Consider the following 22996-nt stretch of genomic DNA (forward strand, 5'->3'; position numbering starts at 1 on the left):
GGCTCTGTAGAAACCCTATTTTTGAGGTATTTTTGTTGATCTGTAGAAGTTGTAGAATGTGTTTTTGAGTTTGGTTTCTTTATTTGACATTTTTAGGCTTCTGCTGTGATTTGTTCCATTAAATTTTCTTTTTACTACACTGAATATGCATTCTACATTGTTTCTTTTGCTGTATATTTTTGGTCGGAATATTGTGGGGCTGTTGGTTCTGTAGTGTCCGTTTTTGGCTCTTGTTTTTAGTGGTATTTGGTCAAATGATCTTACTTCTTCATTTTATACATTTTCTTATGGGTTCTGTATCGTATGCTTTGTCTGCAATTATGTAAATGTGGGTTTATATATTTTTATGTTTCTGATTGATTGTTTTGCGAAGTGTGTGTACATGTTTTGGGGCTCTTTGGACTTGATAATCAAGAATTAGTTGTGTGTCAAACATTTGATCGTAATAATGGTTTTTCATAGCTTTTTCGTTCTTTTACGTCGTATTTTCGCGAAATATTTATCGGTATAATCATTGGTGAATCCTGATCCGTCTAAAGCAATGTTTCCACCAGTTAAAGTGAATTTTGATAATATTTTCTTGTTTATATTCTTTAAAGCTTGTTTCAGATATTCTTTTAAAGAATTTCTGGATTGTTGTATAATGTGGGATGGTTTTTAATCTTAAAAATTTTAGTAATTTATCCGATAATTGCATCTACTCAATTATTTCATGATAGGTCATTTTTGAATAGATTTTAAGAGCTAAAATAGTGAATAATTTAGGCTGTGTGTATAAAATGATTACTAAAATAATTGGAATAATCATTATAAACATGCTTTAGCATTAGTTATAATACTTTTTCAGCATATAACAGCATGCGATTACCTGATAATTCAATATTACCATTTTTTTGACTGATGATTTAAACAGTTTTCTAATGGTTTTTCACATTCATAATCCAAAAGGTTTAACTGTACTTGAAAACAAAATATGATATGGAGAAAAGGTTTTTTTACTTATCATATTAATATATTTTATCCATTTAACTATTAATACTTTATTATAACTTATTTTAAACCACTTAAGTAGTATTTAAAGTGTAAGTTGATAAAACCACCTCAAAATTCTTTAAAAAACAAATAAAGAAAATCAAAAAATAAAAAACACCCAGGTACAACTTTAACTGAAAAAATATTTTAATAAAAATATAGGATTTCTACAGAGCCATTTATTAAGTAAAATTGAATCCTACTATCATCCTAAATTTCGTTTAAATTTTAAGGATTATACAATTGAATATATACTACCACAAAATCCAAACATTTCAAAGGAATGGATGAAAAGTTTAGGGCCAAATTATCAAGAAATCTATAATAAATATGTAAACAATATAGGAAATCTCACATTAACAACCAAATCTGCATTACTTGATTTATCCTTTGAAGAAAAACAAAACACTTATGGAGGGTTTAAAGACAGTCCTTTGTGCTTAAATAAATATTTATCCTATCTGCCTGATTGGAATGAGAAAGAAATTATTAAAAGAGCAGAACTTCTAGCAGATTTATCAATCCAAGCATGGCCATACCCAAAAATAGATAAAAAAACTCTAGAAAAATATATTCCTCAAAAACCAAAAAATCCAGGAGAATATAATAAAAACTTACAACATCAACTCTTCGCTACACTGGAAAATGAAATATTTAAATTAGGAAAAAATATTAAGAAAAATCCAACATTAACTTGCACTACATTTAAAACTAATAAAAACTTTGTTTATACATATACTCAAACAGTTGGAATAAAAATAGAACTATTAATGCCAAGTGGAATGTTAAAAGATCCAGAAAATAAAGTTAAAATCCTTCCTAAAATAGAATATAATAATAAAGTCACTTACCTCTTCAAAATAAACTCCATAAAAGACATAAGTTATGCAATGGAATTAATAAAACAATCTTATGATTATATAAATTCTAAGTATGAGATTAATAATGTTGCATTTAATAGTAATAATATTACTGGGAAAGAAACAGGTGAATATTCTTTAGATTCTTATAAGCTTCTACATTATCATTTAGATTTGTTTAAATCTTTAGAAAATGAAATATATGGTTTAGGGAATGATATTGAGCGGAAATTTAATAAGCATTATATTGCTTTTAAATCTTTCACAAATTTTGTTGATATAACTCCTCAAAAAGGTGCCTTAAGGATAACTCTTAATATGCCTTTTGGTGAGGTTAATGATCCTGAAGGAATAGGAAGGGACATATCTAATGTGGGGCATTGGGAAAATGGTGATTTCTTTTTTAAAATATCCTCTATAAATGGTTTAGATTATGCAATGTTTTTAATTAAACAATCATATGATTATATATGGAATGATAAAGACATTTCTTAAAACAAAGTTAATTTTTTAAATTTTAGGCAATAAAATTTTTATTTAACATTATTTTTCAAATTAAATATAAAAACATATTAACATGTTTAATCAAAGATTGTATTGATTTATAAGGTTTTAATGAATAATGAATATTATTTAAAAAACATAGTTGAATTATTGAATGGAGGAATAAAAATTGTCAAAATCATTAATAGAAGAATTACCAAAAATAATGCAAAGAGGTAAAAAAGAAGCTAATAAAATATTAAAAGGTCTTTCAGAAGATAACAGATTAACATTACAAACAAATGAAATTGTGTTACCTTCTAAAGATGATTCTGGATATTTTAAAGAACAAGTTAAAAATATTTCTGAAGATAATTGGTTTAATAAATTAATATATGGGGATAACTTATTAACAATGCAAGCATTATTAGCAGGGGATGAAAAAACACCTTCAATGAGAGGACAAATTGATTTGATATATATAGATCCTCCATTTGATTCTAAAGCAGATTATAGAACAAAAATCAAATTGGCTGATAATGATATTGAACAAAAACCTACTGTTATAGAACAATTTGCTTATAAAGATACTTGGAAAAATGGAACTGCAAGTTACCTTGAAATGATGGTACCAAGATTAATATTAATGAGAGAATTATTATCCGATAAAGGAAGTTTATTTTTTCATATAGATTGGCATGTTGGACATTATATTAAAATTATTTTAGATGAAATTTTTGGAAGGAATAATTTTAGAAATGAAATAATTTGGTATTATGGGGAACGTCAATCACCTAAAGCAACCAAATTTAATAATAAACATGATGTGATTTATTATTATAGTAAAGATTCTAATCCCTATTTTAAAATGGTTTTTAAACCTTTTTCAGATGAATACATTAAACAATTTTTTAAAAAAGATGAAAATGGTAGATATTATACTTCTACTGATGGGGGCAGAGGGAAACCCCGATATAAAAGATACTTAGATGAGAGTCCAGGTATTGCAATGGACACTGTTTGGGATGATATAAAAATGATAGGTAATATCTCTATGAAAAGTGAGAGAGTTGGTTATCAAACACAAAAACCCAAAGCATTAATTGAACGAATAATTAATTCTTCTTGCCCACCTAATGGGATTGTTGCTGATTTTTTTGCAGGTTCTGGTACTACTGGTGCTGTTGCAGATAATTTAGGGCGTAAATGGATTATGTCTGATTTAGGTAAACCTGCTTGTATGATATCTCGTAAGCGTTTAATTGATCAAGAAGTTGAACCGTTTTTATATCAATCTATCGGAGATTATCAAAAAGAGCAATTTGAGCAGTCTGAATTTAAAACTATTCGGGATCTCTCTCAAGTTGTTATGCATTTGTATGGTGCTTTACCATTTAAGGATGAGGGATCTTATACTAATTTAGGTTATATTAAGGATTCTAAAATTTTGGTTTATGTTGATTCTCCATCTAAGATGACAGGTAAAAAAACTTTGATTAAGGCTCAAAAGTTAAGAAATACTTATAAAGGAGGTTGGAAGAAAGTTGTTGTTCTTGGATGGAATTTTGTACAGGAAATTGGTCAAATAATTAATGATTTAAATGATAATGATTTAGATGTGCTTGTTATTCCACCTGATTTAATTGAACAATTAAAAACTAAAAAAAGTGCTAATGATCTTATAAAACAAGGAAATAATTCTAATTCTTTAAGGTTTTCTTCATTACAATATTTAACTATTAAAAATCCTGTAATTGAAAATTATGATAGTGATAGTGAAAAATTAACTGTTGAATTATCTAATTATGTATTGTTATCTCCTGATGCTTTACCTTTAGATGAGAAAAATAAGAAAAAACTTCAAAAATCTATTGCTAATGATCCTTTAAGTTTAATTGAGTATTGGAGTGTTGATCCTGATTATGATGGTGAAGTATTTAGAAGTAAATGGCAAGATTATAGGGAGAATACTAATAATGATAATGATGAATTTAGAGTAATTGAAAAAGCTGTTTTCAATGTACCTAAAATAGATTATCCAAGAGTAATTTGTGTTAAAGCAGTGGATGTCTTTGGTTTTGAAAGTGCAACAACATTTGAAATAAAGTAATGGAGGTTATAGTTTGGTTAAAAATATGAAAGGTACTGGTCGAAATCCTCTTTTAATGGCTAAAGAGTTAACTGAAATGGTTAATAATGCTTGGGAAGATGGTAGTTTTTATGAAAATGTTACTCCAGTTACTCAAGATCTTTTAAGATTTTGGTTTTCGGATGTATTTTGTGATATTCGTAATATTAATTTTCATGAGGGACAAAAACAGGCTATTTTGAATATTATTTATCTTCATGAAATTTTGCAGGTTAATAATGTTAAGGATTTGTATTTGAAAACGAATCCTGAAATTCTTCAAAATATGGATATTAATGATTTGGAAAAACCTAAGTATCAGCATCCTATGTATGGAGTTAAAATGGCTACAGGTACTGGGAAAACTTGGGTGTTAAATACTATTCTTATTTGGCAGTACTTGAATGCAAGAGAATATGATGAAGGTAATTTTTCTAAGAATTTTTTATTGGTTGCTCCAGGTTTAATTGTGTATAATCGTCTTTTGGATGCATTTTTAGGAAAAGAAGATGAAAATGGTGAAAGACATTTTGAATCTTCAGATTTCATGGATAATCAGGAATTATTTATTCCAGAAAATTATAAAGATTCAATTTTTGGTTTTTTACAATCTTCTGTTGTTAAAAAAGAAGAAATTTCATCTAAAGTCACAGGGGATGGTTTAATTGCAATTACAAATTGGCATTTATTAAGTGGTATTGAAGAAGATGAAAGTTTTGATTCTCCGTTAGATGCTCCTGAGAAGGTTTTACAAAATGTTTTACCAATTTCACCTGGAAGAACTGCTGGAAATTCACTTGAAGCATTAGATAATCAATTTTTAAGAGGGAATGTAGTTGAATATTTAAGCAAGTTAAATGATCTTGTAGTATTTAATGATGAAGCACATCATATCCATGAAATTAAAAAAGGTGGAGAAATATTTGAGGTCGAATGGCAAAAGAGTTTAAATAAGATTGCTGAATCTAAAGGTGACTCTTTTATTCAAATTGATTTTTCAGCAACTCCTTATACTGCAACTAGTGGTAAAAATAAGGTTAAACATTATTTTCCCCATATTATAACAGATTTTGAACTTAAAACAGCTATACAAAATGGTTTAGTTAAAATGATAGCTATTGATAAAAGACGTGAAGTATCATCAATTAAATTAGACTTTAAAGCTGAAAGAGAAGGGAGAAAAGTTGTTGGTTTATCTGAAGGTCAAAAAATAATGTTAAGAGCAGGTCTTGCTAAGTTAAATATTTTAGATGAGGAATTTAAAAATTTAGAACAATATAAACGTCCTAAAATGTTAATTGTATGTGAAGATACTAAAGTTACACCTTTGGTTATGGATTTTTTTAAGAATGAAGGCTTAAATGAAGAAGAACTTTTAGAAATACATTCCAATAAAAAAGGAAATGTAAGTGAAAAAGAATGGGATTCTATTAAACAAAGATTATTTAATATTGATAAATATGAAAATCCAAGAATTATAATTTCAGTTTTAATGCTTCGTGAAGGTTTTGATGTGAATAATATTTGTGTTATAGTTCCACTTAGATCTACAGAATCTTCAATATTACTAGAACAAACTATTGGTCGTGGATTAAGATTAATGTGGCGTGAACCCGAATTTGAGGATGTTAAAAAAGAAAATCGTCAAAAAATTTTAGTAGAAAAAACTGAACCCTCCAATTATTTAGATTTATTAAGTATAATTGAACATCCAAAATTCATGGATTTTTACGATAAATACATTGAAGGCGGGATTATTGCTGAAGATAGTGATGGTCCTAGTTCTAATAGAATTTTAGGTGATATGATTACTGTTAGTTTAAAAGATAATTATGATTCTTATGATTTGTATTGGCCAAAAATTATAAGAGATAGTGAGGAAATTTTAAGTAAAAATGAATTATCATTAAATAATTTAAAACCTTTTAATGTTTCACTTGAAGATTTACAAATCATTAAAGGTGAAGGTGGAGAAGAATTTGAATCTCAAGAATTAACTGTTAAAACCAAGTTTGGTAGATACAATATTAATTCCGATTTATTTAGTGCTGAAAGTTATAATGAATTTTTATCAAAAATTATTTCAACCATAACTAGTATGTTACAACCTGTTGGCAGAAGTCAAAAAGAGTTTCCTTTAATGCAAGTAAATAATGCTGAATTAGCAGGGCTTATTGATGAGTACATTAGAACTAAATTATTCAATCAAGAATTCAATCCAATGGTTGATGAGAATTGGAGAATTCTTTTCATGTCAGAAGACAGTATAATTAGCCATATTGTAATACAAGTTAGTAATGTAATTTATAGGATGCAGAATAATGTTGATGTTAAGGATGCTGTAGTTAAGAAAAAATATTTTTCAGATGTTTCTGAGTTAAGAATGCGTGAGAATTATTCAATTGAGGTTGCTAAATCTATTTATGAACGATTGCCTTATCCTTCAAATAAAGGTGGATTTGAGAAGGCATTTATTGAATCCTGCGATATTGATAGTAGGGTGGATAGTTTTCTTAAAATAAATGAATATTATCATAATTTTGCAACTATTACTTATATTCGTGAAGATGGTCTTTTAGCTAGATACTATCCTGATTTTTTAGTAAAAATAGGGAATGATGTTTATGTTGTAGAAACTAAATCTGATAAAGATATTAATTCTCCAAATGTTCAATCAAAAAGAATAGCTACCTTAGATGAATTAGATAAAATAAATCAATTAAAAGGTATGGACAGAATGGATGCTAAATGGAATTATGTATTACTTGGTGAAAATACATTTTATAGAATGAATGATAATGGCGCATCTATAAAAGAGATTTTAGATTATACAATAGTATCTGAAGCTAAAGCAAGAGGTTATGCTACTTTAGATAATTTTTAAATTATTTTTATTTAATTTTTTATATAAAAACTTGATTAATTAAGGGGGGAATTATTTTTTTTATGAATATTGGAAAAGTAGCTAAAAAGGTTGTTGTAGATAAATTTAATTGGACAAAAATGGTTACTGGTGTTGATAAATCTCAACAAGGAGGATATAGTATTCAAGGTAGTTTTGTGAATAGTTTTTCTCTTAGTGATGGTTTGTATTTAAGTGTTGAGAAAGGAAGTAATGATTTTTATGTTCTCTATAAAATTAAGAATAATGAGTTAACTATTATTAAAAAATATGAAAATGATGGTATGTCTTGGGCTAGTGAGTTTTGGGATAGTATTGAAGATAATATTTAATGTATTTAAAATTTAAGGATTATTCCTTTTTTTTTAGGAATTTATTTAATCCTATTTTAAATATAAAATTTTAATTTATAAGGGGGATAAATTTTTTATGGTTAATGGTTTGAATTCTAGTCAGTTAGATGCTGTTCAGTATGTTGTTAATAATTCTTTGGTGATTGATGCTGGTCCTGGTACTGGTAAGACTTTGGTTATTGTTGAGCGGGTGAAGTTTTTATTAAGGGAGTGTTTGGTTGATCCGGAATCTTTGTTAGTGATTACTTTTACTAATAAGGCTGCTAATGAGTTGAAGAGTCGTTTGCGGGATGATGCTTTTATTACTGATAGTATGATTAATCATATGCAGATTAGTACTATTCATAGTTTTTGTCATAAATTATTAGTGGAGTATGGTTATGATTTAGGTTTAAGTAATGATTTAAGTCTTGTTGGTGGTGCTGGTTCTGAATTGTTAATTATGTTTATGTATAAGTATTGGGATGATTTAGGTTTTAATTTTGAGTCTTATATGCCTAAGTATATGATTAGTAATGTTCTTGATAAGTTTAATGAGTATTCTACTTTTGGTGTGGATACTGAGGGTTTGGTTGATTATATTCGAAGGGAGCGTCCGGTTGGTTTTGATTTTTCTGATTTGATTCGGAAAGTTCAATATGAGTGTGGTGATGATTTTAAATTTCCAACAAGTATTGTGAATGCTGATAAAGGTTTAAAACTTAGTTGGTATAATGCTCGTTATTTAGCTATTGCACGTGCTTATCCTAAATATATTCAATTATTACTGGGTGAAGGTTATTTTGATCATGATTTATTACAATTGCAGGCTTTAAATTTACTTAAAAAACAGAGTGTCAGGGATAAGCTTGTTTATAAGAATATTCTTATTGATGAGTTTCAGGATACTGATCCTGTTCAGATGCAAATTTTTGAATTACTAAGAGAAAATTGTGATAGTTTCACTGTTGTTGGTGATGCAGATCAGAGTATTTATTCTTTTAGAGGTGCTAATCCTAATTTTTTTAATTTATTAATTACTAATGAATTATTTAATGTTAAAACTTTGGATACTAATTATCGTAGTGGTGACGATATTATTAAGGTGAATGAATCTTTTATTAATGATTATCGTAGTGGAAGGGATTATAAACATTTTGTTGCAGCTCGTAGGGATATTAATGATAATGTTTTTGTTTTAAATAATCAAAGTCGAAATGATGAACCATTTAATATTGCAATGACTGTTCATACTTTAATAAGTACTGGTAAGGTTAATCGTTTATCTGATATTGGGATTCTATTTAGAACTTATAAACATAAAGGGGATAAGCTTTTTAAAGAATTTGATAAATTAAACATTAATTATTCTATTAATTCTTATAATGATTTTAAAGATAGGGATGAAATTAAAAGCATTATGACTTTATTATGGTATGTTTGTGGTTATCATCCATTAAAAGATACTAATAAAATGGAAATAGAATGGTTAAATCTTAAAGCATTCACAAATACTTCATATAAATTTAAAAACTATTTTAATTTAAGTTTAGAAACACAAGTTATTTTAAAAAATATAGAAGAGGAATATAGAAAACAATTACTAGAAGCTGAACATCAAGTATACTATAAAAACAAGGGTAAGAAATCAAGTATTAAAACATTTAAAGGAATTTTTAATCGAAACAATAATCTTTTAGATGAAATTGAAAAGGAATGTCCACAAACTTATTTAAATGAATTAAATGAAGAAGGCTTAAACCGTCTTGGAATTACAAATACTAAGGATTTAGAATTCTTCAAAACATTAAATAATATAAGAAAAGAATTCCAAAAACCAGTAAAAGAATTAAAAGATAAACCCTCCCTACTAGACCTATATTATAAACTCTTAAACATTAACAATTACTTAACAAGTATTGTGGGGAATAATAATTTAGAATATAATAAAGAAATATTAAAAAATCTAGGTAATATTTCTCAAACAATTTATAATTATGAAAAAATTTTAAATAAATATGATCTTAAAGGTTTATTCTCCTATTTAACAGATAATTTAAATAAAAGTTTAAACAGTGGACAAAATAAAATAAATCAAAATGAAGATGCAGTGCAAATTTTAACAGTGCATAAATCTAAAGGATTAGAATTCCCAATAGTAATTGTTGGTTCTCTACAAGAAGATTATTTCCCTCAAAAATATAATCCAGACAAGGAAAAGAAAGATTACTATTATGGAAGAGCTAACTTCTACACTCCACCACAATTTTTAAAATATAAAAACTCAAATCCTAATATTGAAAAAAAATTATTTGAAGATGAAGAAAAACGGATCCTCTATGTAGCAATGACACGAGCAAAAGATTTACTAATCCTATCAACACTCCCTAATCCTAAAAATGATGAAAACTCAGAAAAATTAACAATAATAGAAAAATTAAAAAACAAAAACCCAAACATTAAAGAATTAACCCAGGAGGGATTAAATAATTTAGAAATACAAAACATAAAACCTTCAATAGATAAAACCATAAAACCAATTCAATTATCATATATTAAATATTTAACCTACAATAAATGCCCTTTCAAATACTATTTAAGCCAAAATCTCAGTTTCCGTATAAGTCCCACTCCCAAAATCATTCAAGGAATCAAACTACATGAAATATTAAACAATATACACTCTCAATTAAAAGAAAATCAAACATTAAACATCAATCAATTAATCCAAGAAAAAAATAAACATAAAATCAATTATCAAAATAGGTATGTAAATGAATTAATCCAAAACATAAAAGAATACTATGAAAAATTTGCTAAAAACTTAAACATTAAAGACAGTGAAGTCCCATTCCACATAATAAAAAATAATTACGAATTAAAAGGAAGAATAGACTTAATAATAGAAAACCCCAACCACACTCTAGAAATTATAGATTTCAAAAACACAGAAATAGAAAAAATAGATAAAAATCCAGAATTTTACAAAAAACAATTACTAATCTACAAATTAGGATTAAAAAACCATCCAAAATATGAAAAATATAAAATAAACACTGGTAAAATCTACTCATTAAAAAGTCAAACATTTACAAACATACCCATATCAGATGATGATGCTAAAAAAATGGATGAATCATTAAATAGAACTGCACACATTATAAAAAATGAAATCTATATAAAAAATAAGGACAAGTGCAAAGACTGTAAATATAAAAACAAACTTTGCAAATAAAAAAAATGGGAGTTATTAATTAATTGATAACTCTTATATTTAACCCATTTTTTAAGCGATTCCATAACCTCCTGTTGTTTCTCCAGTTTTTTCATCATAATATTCGCTATATCCAGTCTTTTTATTATAACGCCAATGGATTGTGGGGTCGTCACTAGATCCCTCTCCAGTTCCATATTCCCAGTCTCCACTATCATCACTACCACTACTTGAACTTTCTACATTTGATGAACTATCACTTCCACTATCACTGCTTTGTTTATTGTCCTGTGTGTTTACTGTTGAATTATTCACTGTATTATTACTTGTTGTATTATTAACTATACTTGTATTATTGTTTGAGGTCATTGCAAAGTATACTGCTCCAGCTATTATACAAAATCCAACAATTATTGTTATACATATAATTACAATATTTTTTGTCTCCATTTTTAAATATTCACTCCAATTTTATTTTTATTAGTGTGTTGCACTTATTAGGATTTGTTCTGCTTCACTACTACCGTATGGTGCTTCACCGTCACCTGCAACCACCCATTTAGATCCATCTTCTTTTACTTGAACTCCTACTTCTGGAGTTCTATCCGGATCATTGTAGAATGCTTCTAATGCCTCTTCAAAACTAGAAGATTCACTATTAGAACTTGAAGTATCACTACTTATACTATTAACTTCTAATGTTCCGGAATAACTTGAAGATTTAAAATTATCTATACCCTCATAATTTCCAGTAACTGAATATGAACCTGCAGGTAAATTAATTGGTAAAGTGGCTAATCCATTATCATCTGTTTTTAACAGTGTAATTTATGGTTTCATTATTAGAACTAGTGAAACTTAAATAAATGTTTTGATTTGAAAGTTTAGTTCCCTCATCATTAACTAAACTTATAGTGAAATTATCACCTTTATTAATATTTAAATTACTTGCTATTAGACTTATTTCAACTTGAGAATTAATAAGATATATTGAAGTACAAGCTGCAATAACTATTAGTAAAACACATACACATAGTATGATTAAATTTTTATTCTCCATAAAAACATATTCACCCCCCTATAGTGAATGTTTAAAAGTATTAATTAATTTAAATAAATAATTTTCTATTAAATCCTTAAGTTTAAGTATAAAATAAAAAAACTTTAGGAATTTCTCAAGAATCAGAATTTTATTAAAGTTTTTTATACTTCCTTTAATAAAACCTTTAATTAATTCACAATAAAAAAAAATTAAAAATAAAAAGGGGGGGGGGAATTATTTATTATGAGTTTTAATGGATTTCTAAAAATCTTAATAAGTATAACAATATTTTTAATATTAATATTAGTATATTTTGCATGTTTCTTTATTTTACTCTGCATACTTGAATGGATATTCCATATAATAGGTACCTGGATATATGACACATTAGCCTATATTTTCTTAGGTGCAAGTATACTCCTTAGTGCAATAACAACTTACTCAATAAGAAACCAATAATTAATAATATTTCAAAATCCTTTAATCTATTTTTTTTTAAATAATTGAATCATTAAAACATATTAAGTATTAATTAAGTACACATGTACTTATACATTTATATTAAGTAAAATAACTCACCATACAAAATACAATAAATGAATCATTTCACCTATATGTCATTAAATATTTTATTAAATTTCATAAGATACTAAAAAACTTTTCTTAATTATAAAAACATATTACCCTATTTTAAGTTTAAAAACAAACTTAAAACATAAATAATAATAATAATAATAATAATAATAATAATAATAATAATAATAATAATAATAATATGAAATTTTAGAAACTCTTAGAAAAGTGAAATAAATCTATTAAAAAATATACATAAATAAACAAACATTTCTTGCAACAAACCCTTCTTAAAATTCTCCATTAAATCAATCTGATTTTGAGTAAGATCAATCTTCTTATCAATAGAAGATAAAAAATTAGCTATCTTTTCCTGTTCTTTTAATGAAGGCAAATAAATCAAATAGGGGTTTATATGTTTATTATTTAATTGAGGAATAGAAGTCATATCCGCAATTCTTGACAACCGTTCATTAATTAATAAATAAAATAAAAATTCATTATTCATCATTTTTTCATTAACTGTTAAAGCCATCAAATTTGTATCCATAAAAGAATTTTGATTTAAAATTCTAATTTTATTCGACATTATAGCCATTCCTCTTTTAGGAAAAATTACACTGCCTTTTTTAATTAATAAAGAAGAATCATTAATTAAATAAGGAGTTATTTTTAAAAATTTAGAACAATCATTTAATTGTTCTACCTTAAAATAAGGAAACTTTCCTTTATCTTTAATTAAATTCTTAGGGCTTTTACCACTATAAATTTTAACTAAATTACCTAATTTAATTTTAATCCAATCATCTATAAATTCCTTAAATCTTAATTTACCCTCAAATAAATTTTGGAGACAGAATTTCTTAAAATCATTTAGGGCATCTTGTTGTTTATATAAAAGATTGATTTTTTTTTCAATATTATTTAACATTTTTACAATCTTTTCTTGTTCTTTAATAGAAGGATAATTTATTATAAAATTTTTTATTGTGGGTAATCTTAAAGAATCAACAGTAGCTTTTACAGAATTTCTTAAAGCTTCTTTTAAGAAATTTTTCTGAAAATAATAATAAATATATTTACCCATAATATTTGAATCAAAGTCACTTATTTTGTAAACACGTTGATGAAAATCAAATTTACCAATAATATAATGGTATATTTGTCCTACATTACCATCACCAGGGATTAAAATTGCTTCACCATCAAACGAATATGAATTAATTCTTTCAACATGGTTTGATCTAACAAAAAAAGGATATTTTCCTCCTTTAACATTATCTTTTAAATCTTTATTCCCAGTTTTAATATCTGCTAAAAAATGTAATTTACTACTTTGCCATGTATCCCCATATTTAAATCGGAGTTTTTTGTAATGAAAATTTTTTAATGTTTAGTAAAGTTTTATTATAAGTTCTTATAAAGTTAATAATTAATTAAATATTCTTGGGAAAGTTTAGGGGGAGGTTGTTATTTTTTATGTCTGTTGAGAGTGAAGCTACATTAGAGGATAAGTTGTTGGATTCTTTAGTTGAAGGTGGTTACAAACGTGTTTCTATTGATGATGAGGATGATTTGGAGGCTAATTTTAAGCGTCAGTTAGAAGTTTTTAATGGTACTACTTATTCTAGTGAAGAGTTTAATCGGATTCTTATTTATCTCGAGGGGGGTAGTATTTTTGATAAGGCTAAGAAGCTTCGTGATCAGTTCGTACTTGAGCGTGATGATGGTGAGAATGTTTATGTTAAGTTTATTAATCAGAAGCATTGGTGTAAGAATGAATTTCAGGTTTCTAATCAGATAACTTTTAAGGATAAGTATATTAATCGTTATGATGTTACTATTCTTATTAATGGTTTGCCTTTGGTTCAAGTTGAGCTTAAGCGTCGTGGTGTGGAGTTGAAGAAGGCTTTTAATCAGATTAAAAGGTATCAGTTGCATTCTTATCATAATTTGTTTAATTATATTCAAATTTTTGTTATTAGTAATGGTGTGGATACTAAGTATTTTGCTAATAATTCTGATTTGAATTTTAATTTCACTTTTTTCTGGAAGGATAAGGATAATCATAATATTAGTTGTTTGAATGAGTTTGCTGATTCTTTTCTTGAGAAGTGTCAGTTAAGTAAGATGATTGCTCGGTATATGGTTTTAAATGAGACTAGTAAATCTATTATGGTTTTACGTGCTTATCAGTATTATGCAGTTGAAGCTGTGTTAAATCAGGTTTCTTTTAAAACTAATGGGTATGTTTGGCATACTACAGGTTCTGGTAAAACTTTAACTAGTTTTAAGATTTGTCAAATACTTGCTCATGATGAGAGTATTGATAAGGTAATGTTTATAGTGGATCGTAAGGATTTAGATTATCAAACTAGTCGTGAGTTTAATAGTTTTTGTGATAATGCTGTTGATGGAACTGATAATACTAAAACTTTAATTAAACAGTTAAGTGGGGCGAATCCTCTTATTATTACCACTATTCAAAAGTTGCATAGGGCTATTAATAATCATGAGGATGTTTTAAATTCATGTCAGGATAAAAGGATGATTCTTATTTTTGATGAATGTCACCGTAGTCAGTTTGGTGATATGCATGATAATATTACTGATTATTTTAATAATATAAATTATTATGGTTTTACAGGAACACCAATTTTTGCAGTTAATGCAAATGATGAAAAAACTACTAAGGATTTATTCGGTAAACGCTTACATTCCTATTTAATTAAAGATGCTATACGTGATCATAATGTTTTAGGTTTCAGTATAGATTATATTGGAACATATAAAAACAGGATTAAATATGATTTTGAAGTTGAAGCCATAGACACACGGGAATTAATGGAATCTAGTGAACGTTTAAATAAAATTGTGGATTATATAATAGAAAATCATGATCGAAAAACATATAACAGGGAATTTACAAGTATATTCTGCGTATCCTCAGTATCCCTACTTAATAAGTATTATGATATTTTTAAAAGTAAAAATCATGACTTGAAAATTGCAACAATCTTTACATATGAAGCTAATCCGGAATTAGATGGTGATGAACTACACCCAAGGGATAAACTAGAAGAACATATTAAAGATTATAATGAAATGTTTGGAACTAATTACTCAACAGATACTTTTAACCAATACTATGTAGATGTGAGTAAAAGAAGCAAAAACAATCAAATAGACATCCTACTCGTCGTTAACATGTTCTTGACTGGGTTCGATAATAAGTTATTAAACACCTTATATGTAGATAAAAACCTCCAATACCATGGCTTATTACAAGCATTCTCACGTACAAATCGTATTTATAATGATAAAAAAATGTATGGTAATATTGTATGTTTCAGAAACCTTAAAAAAAGAACAGACCAAGCAATACGATTATTCTCAGATAAAGAAGCAATAGAAGTAGTAACCTCTCCTTCATATGATTACTATTTAACCCAAATTAATTCATGTTTAAAAGAATTACTTGAATTAACCCCAACAGTTTCCAGTGTAGATTACCTAAAAGATGAAGAAGAAACCAAAAAATTCATATTAATATTCCGTGACATCCTAAGACTACTAAACCGTATCATAACATTCACTGAATTCGATTACAATCATTTACAAATCACAGAACAAGACTTAAACGATTACAAAAGCAAATACTTAGACATTTACGACTTAACCGATAGACAAAACACAGATAAAGTAAGTGTCCTAAAAGATGTAGACTTTGAAATAGAATTACTAAGAACAGACAACATAAACGTAGCATACATAATCAACCTACTAAGAGAACTAGACCCAGAAAGCCCATCATTCGATAAAGACAAAAAATTCATACATGACATAATGCAATCCTCACACAATCTAAAGAGCAAATCAGAATTAATAGACAACTTCATAACAGAAAACATAGTAGAAGCCCAAAAACCAATAAATATAGATTTAGAACTACCAAAATACTTCGAAAGAGAAAAAAATAAAGAAATCAACGAACTAGTAAATCATGAAAAAGTATCCGAAGACAAAACCCGAAACATAATAAAAGAATACGAATACAGTGGAAAATTCTACAATGATGAAATCAAAAAATCATTCACAGAACCTAACATAGGATTCCTAGAACGAAAACATAAAACCGATTACATTAAAGACAAAATAATAAACCTAGTTGAAAAATTCGCACTAATCTAAAAAAAATTAAAATTAATGGAGTACAAAATAATGTCAAATTATACAAACAACCTAGAAAGTAAACTATGGGCCATAGCAGATGAACTAAGAGGAAACATGGATGCAAATGAATTTAAAAATTACATCCTAGGATTCATCTTCTACAAATACTTATCAGAAAAATTAAACCTAAAAATGAATAAAGAACTAAAAAATGATAACCTAACCTTCTCACAAGCTTTCCAAAAAGAAGAATTTATAGAAGATTTAAGAGAAGAATCATTAGAAAATCTTGGATACTTCATAGAACCAGAATACTTATTTGATAACCTAGTAAAACAAGCACAAAACAATGATGAAGACTTACTCCAAAACCTAGAACGTGCACTCAAAAAAATAACCGATTCATCAATAGGAGAAGACAGTTCACAAGACTTCGAAAACCTCTTCGAAGATGTAGACTTACAATCAAGTAAACTAGGAAAAACAGTAACAGAAAAAACAAAACTCATAAGCAAAATACTCCTACACTTATCAGAAATAGACTTCCAATTAGAAGATGAGGAAAAAGACATACTTGGAGACGCCTATGAATACCTTATAAGTCAATTTGCAAGCGATGCAGGTAAAAAAGCAGGAGAATTCTACACTCCACAAGAAGTAAGTAAAGTACTAGCTAAAATCGTAACCTTAAATAAAAAACGAATCAAATCAGTCTACGACCCCACCTGCGGATCAGGATCATTACTCCTACGAGTAAGTAAAGAAGTAAAAGTAACAGATTTCTATGGTCAAGAACTAAACCAAACCACATACAACCTAGCTAGAATGAACATGATACTCCACGATGTAGCATTCACAGATTTCAACATCAAACAAGGAGACAGCCTAGAACACCCAGGATTCATGGACATGACCTTCGAAGCCATCGTAGCCAATCCACCATTCTCCGCAAAATGGTCCTCAGATAAAAAATTCCTAGATGATGAAAGATTCAGTGCAGCAGGAAAACTCCCACCAAAAAGCAAAGCAGACTATGCATTCGTAGAACACATGATCTACCACCTAGATGACAATGGAACTATGGCAATAGTCCTACCCCACGGAGTACTATTCCGTGGAGCAGCAGAAGGAACAATAAGAAAATACTTAGTCAAAGAAAAAAACTACCTCGATGCAGTAATAGGAATGCCAGCAAACCTCTTCTACGGGACAAGCATACCAACCTGCATATTAGTATTCAAAAAATGCAGAGAAGACGACCAAGACATACTATTTATAGATGCATCACAAGAATTTGAAAAAGTCAAAAACCAAAACAAACTCCGCCCAGAAGATATTAATAAAATAATTAAAACTTACACAAACAGGGAAGAAACAGAAAAATACTCTCACAAAGCAACACTAAAAGAAATAGAAGAAAACGACTACAACCTAAACATTCCACGATACGTAGATACATTCGAAGAAGAAGAACCAATAGACCTCAATGAAGTAGTCACAGAACTCAAAAAAATCTCCAAAGAAATGGAAGAAGTTGATAAAGAAATCCAAAAATACTGTGACGAACTAGGCATAGATGCCCCAATATTCTAAAAATCAGGAGTTATGATAAAATGGAAGAAACAAGTAATGTTCCTAAACTCCGATTTAAAGAATTCACAGAACCATGGGAAGAAATTTTACTAAAAGATAATGCTTATATAAAAGGTAGAATTGGTTGGAAAAACCTTAAACAAAGTGAATATACTATTAAAGGTCCTTACTTAATTGCAAGTAAACATATAAATAATGGTAAGATTTATTGGGAAAAATGCGATCATTTAAGTAATAAAAGATATCTAGAATCTCCAGAAATTGCATTAAAATTGGGGGATGTTATATTTTCAAAAGATGGAAGTTTGGGTAATCCTGCATTAATAAAATATTTACCACATGAATCTACAATTAATGGAACAATGATGTTAGTTCGGGTTAATAGTAATATTTCTCCTAATTTTTTTTATCAAGTATTAAATTCAGATTATTTCTTTAGATTATTACATGTTCTAAAATCTGGAAGTAGTATCCCTCATATATTTCAAAGAGATATGAATAATTTTAAATTTAAAATTCCAATAAAAATTAAAGAACAAGAAATGATTGCTGATTTTTTAGAATTAATTGATAATAAAATTAATCTTTTATCCAGTACAATTGAATATTTAAAAGATTTTAAAAATTATTGTCTTCAAAACCTTTTTTCTGAGAATAAATTAAGATTTATTAAACGGTACAATTTTGATGCAAAATATGTAAGTGATTACCTCAAGGAGAGTAAAATTAAGGCTAGTAATGATGATATTAATAAACATTTAACTGTTAAACTTAATTTAAAAGGTGTAATTCCAAGAGAAAGTAAAACTATTGAAAAAGAAGGAGCTACTACTCAATATATTAGGAAATCCGGCCAATTTATTTATGGTAAACAGAATCTTTATAAAGGTGCTTTGGGTTTAATCCCTAAAGAATTGGATAATTTTTTATCTTCTTCCGATATTCCGTCTTTTGATTTTATTAACAGTGTCAATCATTTATGGTTTTATTATTATTTTTCTAGAAAAAGTTTTTATGAATGTTTAGAAAAATATTCTACTGGTACTGGTTCAAAAAGAATTTCTCCTACAGATTTTTTAAAAATTAAACTCTTTATTCCTCCCTTAGAAATTCAAGAAAAAATAGCTAGTTTTTTATCTTTAATTGATAAAAAACTTGATCTTACTCAAAATCAGATTGAAAATATGGAGAAGTTTAAGAAGGGTTTACTTCAACAAATGTTTGTTTAGTTTTATTAAATTTTTTTATTTTATTATTTTTTCTCATTTTTTTATAAGTTTTTAGGGTTTTAACCTCTTTAAACACTCTTTTTATTAACAATTGTTATAATTTTTTTATATTAAACTAGGGTTTTAACACATACATTTTTTTATAAAAATCCCAATAATTTTTTAAGCTAAAAATTTTCTATGAGCAATTTTCACATTATGTTGATTGACCATTGCATATTGCATTGTAGTATCAATTTGTACATGACCTAATAATTTTTGTACTTGTTCTATAGGCATACCTTTATCAATTGCATTTGTTGCCATTGTTCTTCTAAATTTATGGGGATGTAATTTTTTAATATGTGATTGTTTACCAAGTGATCTTATCCGTGTTTCAATAGCATTAATACCTAATCTTTCATTAGGTTTTTTCAATGATACAAAAAGTGCAGGATTATCATCATCACGGGTTTCAAGATATTCCAGTAAATGGATTTTGGTTCGTGCATCAAAGTATACTGGTCTTTCACTTTCTCCTTTACCAAAAACAATACACTCTCTTTCATAAAAATTAATATCATCAATATTAAGATTTACTAATTCCCCAACACGAATTCCAGTTGAAATGAATAATTCAATCATAGATAAATCCCTAATTTCATCACAATTATCACGTAATGTTTCTAATTCTTCATCAGTTAATACTTTTTTAACTACTTTTCCAGTTTTAATTTTATGAATTCTACGCACTGGATTTTTAAGTATATAATCCTCATCTTCTAACCATGCAAAAAAACTTGAAAAAATTCTTCGAATATTATCAATAGTAGTCTTGCTTGAATTTCTTAATTTCTTATGATCTGATAAATATTTTCTCAAATCATCAGTACTAATATTATCAATTCTTTTCTCTAACTTCATTAACATTTTTTCAATAGTAGTTTGATAATATACAATAGTTTTAGGAGAACAACCCTCAATTTGCTTAGCAGATAAAAAAAGATTCAATAATTTATAATTTTCATTAGAAGAATTCTCATCATAATCAATTTTATTTTCAATAATTTGCACATTTTTAAAAGTTTTCAACAAAGCTTTAGTTAACTTCAAATATTGACCTTGATTCAAGAAAGGTTTCATTTGATTTTGGATTTCAGATATCATTCTAGTTTTCATAATAATAACTATTTATATTAAAAATTAATTATTTTTTTTATTAAAAATTATTTTTAATTATTAATCTAAATTATAACAATTGTAAATTTTATTGTGAAAAAATAAACTCCGATTTAAAGAATTTACCAAACCTTGGGAAGCTCAAAAATTAGGTGAAATTTTAACATTGATTCAAAGTGGGTTATCTAGAAAATTATCTCAAAAAGATATAGGAGTCCCAGTTTTAAGATCAAATAATTTAATAAATAATGAATTAAATTTAGATGATATTAGTTATTGGTATATAAAAGATTCTAAAGGAGCTAAAATTGAAAATTATTTTTTAAAAGAAAATGATTTGTTAATTAATTTTATAAATAGTTTGAGTCAAATTGGGAAAATTGCTCTTTTTAAAAATGAATTAAAAAGAAATACAATTTTTACCACTAATCTTTTAAGATTAAATTTCAATTCCAAAATTTATATTGATTTTATGTATTTTTATTTTCAAACAGGAAAATATAATAATTATATTCAAGTTATTACAAAACCTGCAGTTAATCAAGCAAGTTTTACAACTGTTGATTTAAAAAAATTTAATTTAAAAGTCCCTTCTTTACATGAACAAAAAAAGATAGCTAATTTTTTAAATTCAATCAATCATAAGATTAAGTTATTGAATAAAAAATTAGGATATTTTAAAGATTTTAAGAAGTATTGTTTTCAAAACTTGTTTTCTGAGAAATTAAGATTTAATTATTTAAATAGTGGAGGTTTTAAAAATAAAAATGACTTTAAATCTGTTAAATTAGAAAGTTTAATTAAAAAAGGGAAAGCTGGAGGAACTCCAAAATCTTCTATAGGGAGATATTATAAAGGTAATATCCCTTTTCTTAGTATTTCTGATATGACAATGCAAGGAAAATATATTACGTTTACTTCAAAAAAAATTACTAAAGAAGCGATTAATGATTCTTCTGCTTGGATTATTCCTAAAAATTCTTTATTATATTCTATTTATGCTTCTATAGGTTTTGTTTCAATTAATAAAATAGATTTAAGTACAAGTCAAGCAATTTTTGGAATCATATTAAAAGATAATGTTAATATAGATTATATTTATTATTATCTAACATATTTTAAAAGATTTGTTCATAAATTTATAGAAACAGGAACACAGGGTAATCTTAATAAAAACATACTTTATAATTTTATTATTAAAATACCTAACTCTATAGAAGAACAAGAAAAAATAGCTAGTTTTTTATCTTTAATTGATAAGAAGATTGATCTTACTCAAAATCAGATTACTGAAATGGAGAAGTTTAAGAAGGGTTTACTTCAACAAATGTTTGTTTACCTAATTTTATACATTTCAATATTTCTTATTTTATTATTTTTTAAAATAATTTTAAATAAGTTGGAGTATTATTTTATATTTCATTTATTTAAAGTTTTAGAAATCACTGATAAAGGAGCATATGATTTAATTGACATAATATTAATGTAATAATATTAATATTAAGAAAAACAAATTAACTTATAATTAAAAGGAGGTTAAAAAATGATTGGTTATGGATCTGAAGCGGGGATTACAATTAGTGTTCCTGAAATATTAAATTATGAGTATTTAAAAACTATAAGAGAAGAATTAACTTATTTAAAAGATTAAATACCTCCAATTCTTCTTAGTGGGATAGATTCTGATGAAAGATACAAATTCATAACACGACCTGAAAATAAAGAATTGTTCGAAGAAATAACTGAAATAGGTCGTGAAATGAGACAAGAAAAGCATAGGAGAGATGATACTCTTGGTGCTGATAAAGATGAGCTTTTGACTTTTGTTGAATGTTATTCTCAATGGAGTGATCTTGTGAATTGGGATGTTGCTGAGGAGTGGGAGAAGAAGTATGATACTACTCATGAGCATACTTTTTTCCCATAAGTAAAACATGAAATTCTTTAAAGAATTAAAACAAAAAATAGGAGGATAAAAACATGATTAAAAAATTAATGATAGGATCAAAACAAGTAATAAATACTAATATTGATTATATGAAGGAACATCAGGAATTATGTTTAATTGATGATGTAATTTTACCCCCAGATATAAAATTATATATTGAAGATAAACATACTCTTAAGAAGAATCAGCTTGGTTTTTGGATGGAGCTTAGACTTGGGACTTATGATCGTCCTAATGAACGTCCTATGAATAATGATGATCCTCGTTTATGGGTTGATTTTGTTAAGAAGCATCCTGAGCATAAGGATATTTTAATTTATAAATAAAAC

At 26.7% G+C, this 22996-nt stretch carries 17 protein-coding genes and 2 pseudogenes; 14 read left to right on the plus strand and 5 right to left on the minus strand.

Going from position 1 to position 22996, the window contains the following annotated elements:
• Positions 1 to 514 precede the first annotated feature (514 nt).
• From BP997_RS08180 to BP997_RS08205, 6 genes are all read left to right on the plus strand, one after another.
• Positions 515 to 661: a hypothetical protein gene (locus BP997_RS08180; protein ID WP_413827665.1), complete on the plus strand. Its 147-nt coding sequence runs from the start codon at positions 515 to 517 to the stop codon at positions 659 to 661.
• 562 nt (positions 662 to 1223) lie between these two features.
• The gene (locus BP997_RS08185) at positions 1224 to 2387 is read left to right on the plus strand and encodes a DUF5655 domain-containing protein (RefSeq protein ID WP_413829100.1); all 1164 of its coding nucleotides are present in this window, start codon (positions 1224 to 1226) and stop codon (positions 2385 to 2387) included.
• Between the two features lie 178 nt (positions 2388 to 2565).
• Positions 2566 to 4485 (plus strand): site-specific DNA-methyltransferase, encoded by a 1920-nt coding sequence (locus BP997_RS08190; protein WP_413823846.1) that lies wholly within the window; start codon positions 2566 to 2568, stop codon positions 4483 to 4485.
• A 13-nt stretch (positions 4486 to 4498) separates the two neighbouring features.
• Complete coding sequence (locus tag BP997_RS08195) at positions 4499 to 7387, plus strand: DEAD/DEAH box helicase family protein (RefSeq protein WP_413829092.1); 2889 nt, start codon at positions 4499 to 4501, stop codon at positions 7385 to 7387.
• A 62-nt stretch (positions 7388 to 7449) separates the two neighbouring features.
• The gene (locus BP997_RS08200) at positions 7450 to 7737 is read left to right on the plus strand and encodes a hypothetical protein (RefSeq protein ID WP_413829094.1); all 288 of its coding nucleotides are present in this window, start codon (positions 7450 to 7452) and stop codon (positions 7735 to 7737) included.
• 97 nt (positions 7738 to 7834) lie between these two features.
• Positions 7835 to 10972: an ATP-dependent DNA helicase gene (locus BP997_RS08205; RefSeq protein WP_413823852.1), complete on the plus strand. Its 3138-nt coding sequence runs from the start codon at positions 7835 to 7837 to the stop codon at positions 10970 to 10972.
• A 51-nt stretch (positions 10973 to 11023) separates the two neighbouring features.
• On the opposite strand, the gene BP997_RS08210 is transcribed toward BP997_RS08205, so the two are convergent.
• Both BP997_RS08210 and BP997_RS08215 read right to left on the minus strand, forming a co-directional pair.
• Positions 11024 to 11401: a hypothetical protein gene (locus BP997_RS08210; RefSeq protein ID WP_413823854.1), complete on the minus strand. Its 378-nt coding sequence runs from the start codon at positions 11399 to 11401 to the stop codon at positions 11024 to 11026.
• 355 nt (positions 11402 to 11756) lie between these two features.
• Positions 11757 to 12011, minus strand: coding sequence for a hypothetical protein (locus tag BP997_RS08215; RefSeq protein WP_413823856.1), 255 nt, complete (start codon positions 12009 to 12011; stop codon positions 11757 to 11759).
• A 225-nt stretch (positions 12012 to 12236) separates the two neighbouring features.
• On the opposite strand from BP997_RS08215, the gene BP997_RS08220 reads away from it, so the two are divergent.
• Positions 12237 to 12452, plus strand: coding sequence for a hypothetical protein (locus BP997_RS08220; protein WP_413823858.1), 216 nt, complete (start codon positions 12237 to 12239; stop codon positions 12450 to 12452).
• Between the two features lie 334 nt (positions 12453 to 12786).
• Here the strand turns inward: BP997_RS08220 and BP997_RS08225 are convergent, their stop codons facing one another.
• Positions 12787 to 13473, minus strand: a complete 687-nt coding sequence (locus BP997_RS08225) for a restriction endonuclease subunit S (protein WP_413829102.1) — start codon at positions 13471 to 13473, stop codon at positions 12787 to 12789.
• Positions 13453 to 13902: pseudogene (locus BP997_RS08230) on the minus strand (restriction endonuclease subunit S); the annotation flags it as partial. The gene BP997_RS08225 and the pseudogene BP997_RS08230, both read right to left, overlap by 21 nt.
• A gap of 143 nt (positions 13903 to 14045) precedes the next feature.
• On the opposite strand from BP997_RS08230, the gene BP997_RS08235 reads away from it, so the two are divergent.
• The 3 genes from BP997_RS08235 to BP997_RS08245 are packed head-to-tail and all read left to right on the plus strand — an operon-like array spanning position 14046 to position 19561.
• Positions 14046 to 16757, plus strand: coding sequence for a type I restriction endonuclease subunit R (locus BP997_RS08235; protein ID WP_413823860.1), 2712 nt, complete (start codon positions 14046 to 14048; stop codon positions 16755 to 16757).
• Between the two features lie 30 nt (positions 16758 to 16787).
• Positions 16788 to 18332 (plus strand): type I restriction-modification system subunit M, encoded by a 1545-nt coding sequence (locus BP997_RS08240; RefSeq protein WP_413829096.1) that lies wholly within the window; start codon positions 16788 to 16790, stop codon positions 18330 to 18332.
• Positions 18333 to 18352: 20 nt separating this feature from the next.
• The gene (locus tag BP997_RS08245; protein WP_413829098.1) at positions 18353 to 19561 is read left to right on the plus strand and encodes a restriction endonuclease subunit S; all 1209 of its coding nucleotides are present in this window, start codon (positions 18353 to 18355) and stop codon (positions 19559 to 19561) included.
• A 162-nt stretch (positions 19562 to 19723) separates the two neighbouring features.
• Here BP997_RS08245 and xerA read toward each other — a convergent pair whose 3' ends face one another.
• Positions 19724 to 20719 (minus strand): site-specific tyrosine recombinase/integron integrase, encoded by a 996-nt coding sequence (xerA, locus tag BP997_RS08250; protein ID WP_413827669.1) that lies wholly within the window; start codon positions 20717 to 20719, stop codon positions 19724 to 19726.
• Positions 20720 to 20858: 139 nt separating this feature from the next.
• Between xerA and BP997_RS08255 the strand changes: the two are divergent.
• The 4 genes and pseudogenes from BP997_RS08255 to BP997_RS08270 all read left to right on the plus strand — a co-directional run.
• Positions 20859 to 21374: pseudogene (locus tag BP997_RS08255) on the plus strand (restriction endonuclease subunit S); the annotation flags it as partial.
• A 54-nt stretch (positions 21375 to 21428) separates the two neighbouring features.
• On the plus strand, positions 21429 to 22208 hold the full coding sequence (locus BP997_RS08260; RefSeq protein ID WP_413829104.1) for a restriction endonuclease subunit S: 780 nt from the start codon (positions 21429 to 21431) through the stop codon (positions 22206 to 22208).
• A gap of 237 nt (positions 22209 to 22445) precedes the next feature.
• On the plus strand, positions 22446 to 22646 hold the full coding sequence (locus BP997_RS08265; RefSeq protein ID WP_413823560.1) for a hypothetical protein: 201 nt from the start codon (positions 22446 to 22448) through the stop codon (positions 22644 to 22646).
• Between the two features lie 53 nt (positions 22647 to 22699).
• Complete coding sequence (locus BP997_RS08270) at positions 22700 to 22993, plus strand: hypothetical protein (RefSeq protein ID WP_413823563.1); 294 nt, start codon at positions 22700 to 22702, stop codon at positions 22991 to 22993.
• The last annotated feature ends 3 nt before the right edge of the window (positions 22994 to 22996 follow it).

Source organism: Methanobrevibacter sp. UBA412 (genome assembly GCA_002495685.1).
GTDB classification, from domain to species: domain Archaea; phylum Methanobacteriota; class Methanobacteria; order Methanobacteriales; family Methanobacteriaceae; genus Methanobrevibacter_A; species Methanobrevibacter_A acididurans.